This window comes from Burkholderia sp. RF7-non_BP4, from assembly GCF_001521935.1.
Lineage (GTDB): Bacteria > Pseudomonadota > Gammaproteobacteria > Burkholderiales > Burkholderiaceae > Burkholderia > Burkholderia diffusa.
This window is the reverse complement of sequence record NZ_LOTA01000005.1, coordinates 1-2,798: the sequence shown is the minus strand read 5'-3', so window position 1 is coordinate 2,798 and position 2,798 is coordinate 1. Positions and strand designations below refer to the sequence as shown.

2 protein-coding genes and 2 pseudogenes are annotated in these 2,798 nt (G+C 54.7%); 2 read left to right on the top strand and 2 right to left on the bottom strand.

What is annotated here, in order from left to right:
- Positions 1-364 precede the first annotated feature (364 nt).
- Positions 365-576 (bottom strand): annotated as a pseudogene (locus WS49_RS35820) (IS5/IS1182 family transposase); the annotation flags it as partial.
- Between the two features lie 90 nt (positions 577-666).
- A pseudogene (locus WS49_RS33005) lies at positions 667-906 on the bottom strand (DUF4158 domain-containing protein); the annotation flags it as partial.
- Positions 907-1,500: 594 nt separating this feature from the next.
- Between WS49_RS33005 and WS49_RS34685 the strand changes: the two are divergent.
- Together WS49_RS34685 and WS49_RS35815 are read left to right on the top strand one after the other, a co-directional pair.
- Complete coding sequence (locus WS49_RS34685; RefSeq protein WP_156437083.1) at positions 1,501-2,079, top strand: hypothetical protein; 579 nt, start codon at positions 1,501-1,503, stop codon at positions 2,077-2,079.
- A gap of 37 nt (positions 2,080-2,116) precedes the next feature.
- Positions 2,117-2,263, top strand: a complete 147-nt coding sequence (locus WS49_RS35815) for a hypothetical protein (RefSeq protein WP_156437081.1) — start codon at positions 2,117-2,119, stop codon at positions 2,261-2,263.
- The last annotated feature ends 535 nt before the right edge of the window (positions 2,264-2,798 follow it).

Sequence of the window (2,798 nt, the reverse complement as noted above, 5' to 3'; positions counted from 1 at the left end):
GGCGGCAGCTGGCGCCGCGCATCGGGCAACGGGCGGCACCGGAACCGAGTTGGCACGGCCCATCGTGCCGGCATCTGAAGACATGCTGGCAGTCGTTCGGGCGCTGGTGGGCCAGCAGAGCGACCTCGGCAGTGTCGTGGCAAGCAAGATCGTGTAAAGCGGACTTGCCGCGTTAAGCAGTTCCGGATTATTCAGGGCCGACTACCTCATTCCAAGTGTTGCACTTGAAACTAGGGAAGCACTGGTTAATATGCGATCGCGCGAGGTGGTCGGCGACGTGGGCGGGGAATGGCCGAATACCGAAGCGAAGCGCCGCCCATTCGGAGAAGTTTGAACCTAAGATGCGCCTTGTTTCTCGCATTTCTCACACGCATGACGGACTTGTCCCATGAATCGACCGCAGCCGGTTTCGCGCGATCACCAGATTCGCCAAAGCGAACAGACTGAACAGTTGCGCCGTGTTCTTGAGCAGCCCCTTGTAGCGCACCTTGCGCGATGACGAAACAGGTTCTTGACGTGACGACATGAGACTCGCGCGCGGATTTGCGCCTTGGTTCGCTCGAGCGCGATCATCATTAGTTGTCGCAGCGCACGGTCGTGGACAATCAGGACCCGGTACTCGTACAGCCACTGCTTGAGATCAAGTAGCGCGGTGCTGCGATCCTGTCGTCCCGACAGTCGTTCTTTCAGCCAGCGAACGACATAGTGCCGCTGGTGCTCGGCCATCGGCTGGAATCCGAGCGTTTCGTAGGCAAGCTTCTGGTGGTCGGCAAGCGTGTCGGTTCGGTCGTCGTACAGTACGCGCAGCGTGCCGAGGTCGGGCGGGTCGATGCCGAGCTGCTCGCCGAGATGCTGCCACAGACGTTTGGGAACCTGTTTGTAAGCATCGAGCGTGCGCCCAGTCATCCCTTATGGTGAGTTTTGCCAAGCTGTGAGAGCGCCGGATCGCTGCGTGAAGGACTCCGGCCAGCTACGCCGCCGCATCTTGAGCCAGTGGTAAAAGAACTGCAGCAGAAAAACAGCCTTGCGATCGAATGGGCGCCATTGGCGATGCTCGACGAACGCCAACCTCATCGCAAAAATCCACGAGAGCGATTTCTATAAATGTGACCCCATCTTCAATAGTAAAATTAGATGCCTGTCGCAGTCAAAGAATCGCGTCACCTAAGGCTGACTGCCCACCACTGGCTTGGCGGACAAAGTTCGAGAAGAAGGAGGCATGCTTGCAATCACGTTCCCCTTCTCAATCAGGCAGAGTATTCCGTGAGACAGTTTGGGGCCATGCTCGATGAAGCGATTTTATCGCACACCTTCTGACGATTATCAAGAAGGTGCATAGTGAAGACTTTGTAAGTGTTTCGATATCAGCTTCATCCTCAAAAAGCCGACTTCGCCATTTGTCGAGAATTTGCCCCGAAATCTACCAAATAAAGCAGAATTCTGACGTATAGGCATCCAAATTTTCACGCCATAAAAAGCATGTATTAAATGGGGGTATGTATGGGTCCAGATAAAAAATCCGGAGTATTGAATCATTTTAGTAAATACAATACTTACCGTCCAGGTGAATATCCGGTTGAAGTCAGATCGGGGAAGAGCTTCGCGCTCATCGAAGGGCGATGGTATGAAGTAGCCTTTGATCGGCATGCCAGTCAATTTGAAATATTGATCGAGAGCCGTTCCGGTGATGTGAAACGACATCCCGTCTATCTGGAACTACTATCCAAGACATGGCATTTTTTCTCGAAAGACGGAAACCCTGCATTTTCAAGCTTGGCCATCGACGCGATCAATCGCTTGGCAGTTCCACTCGATCTTGACTTCGAATATGTCGAAGTCGCGGACTTTCCGCCTGAGGCTTGTGCCGGGAGATTATATGCGGTCAAGCGGCGCGGCGCCAATACGCATGGCGACAATATCCATCATTGGGTGGCAGAACTCTTTGGGCAACTCGTTCCAGTACGCGCCGTCAGAGACGGAGGCGCCGTGCGATATGAGGCATTCCATCGAGTATCACCCGATGGGGTAGGCTATCCGATTGACTGGGATGGAAGACGTTGGTTAATGAAATCCAAATGATTCGGCAACATCGCTCGATTCCCATGGCACGACAGGAATGAAGGCGAAAGTGCCGAAGCAAGCTCCGGCGCGGACCAAAGACCAGTTCAAGAACGCGGTCATCAGCCATCTGTGTCGTTTACAGAAATCACCACAGCGCGTCGCTCGCTATTTCATGCATAAACCCATCCGCTATGCAGTTTGATTAAATATCATGCATTTCTGATTTTTATTATGAAATATCGGCCACCCAACATCGGGCCCATCCCAAGCCGAGTCACCGCCAGCCTAAATTGCAATAAGAAATATCCGGTTCCAATGCGCAAGCAAGGCCGGATCTTCGCCACTTAAAATCAGTCGATTCTGATTGCGCTTCATCAGTTTCCGGCTTATGGCGACACGCCCCATGCGCCATCATGACTTATGAGCGGTTGCTTTCCCCGCTCGCAGCTTGTCCTGCATGGCGCTCCCCGTCCGGGACATCGGGGGCGCGACCTTCCCGCCGACCACGTGCCCTCGCCTCACGCATCTCGGTGCGGCGCGGCCCGTGGAACGCATCCGGAGGGCCACATCCATTGTGGATCGGCTCTTGTCACCCGCGGCCCTGCGTCGCGCGATCAGCGCCGTCGATGACCGCGAGGAGATGCCCTGCGTGTTCCTGGAGATGGAATGGTAGGCCGTTGCCCTTCCTTGCCCAGGCCAATCAACCCAGAAAAATCCGGGGACTCATGCACCACTCC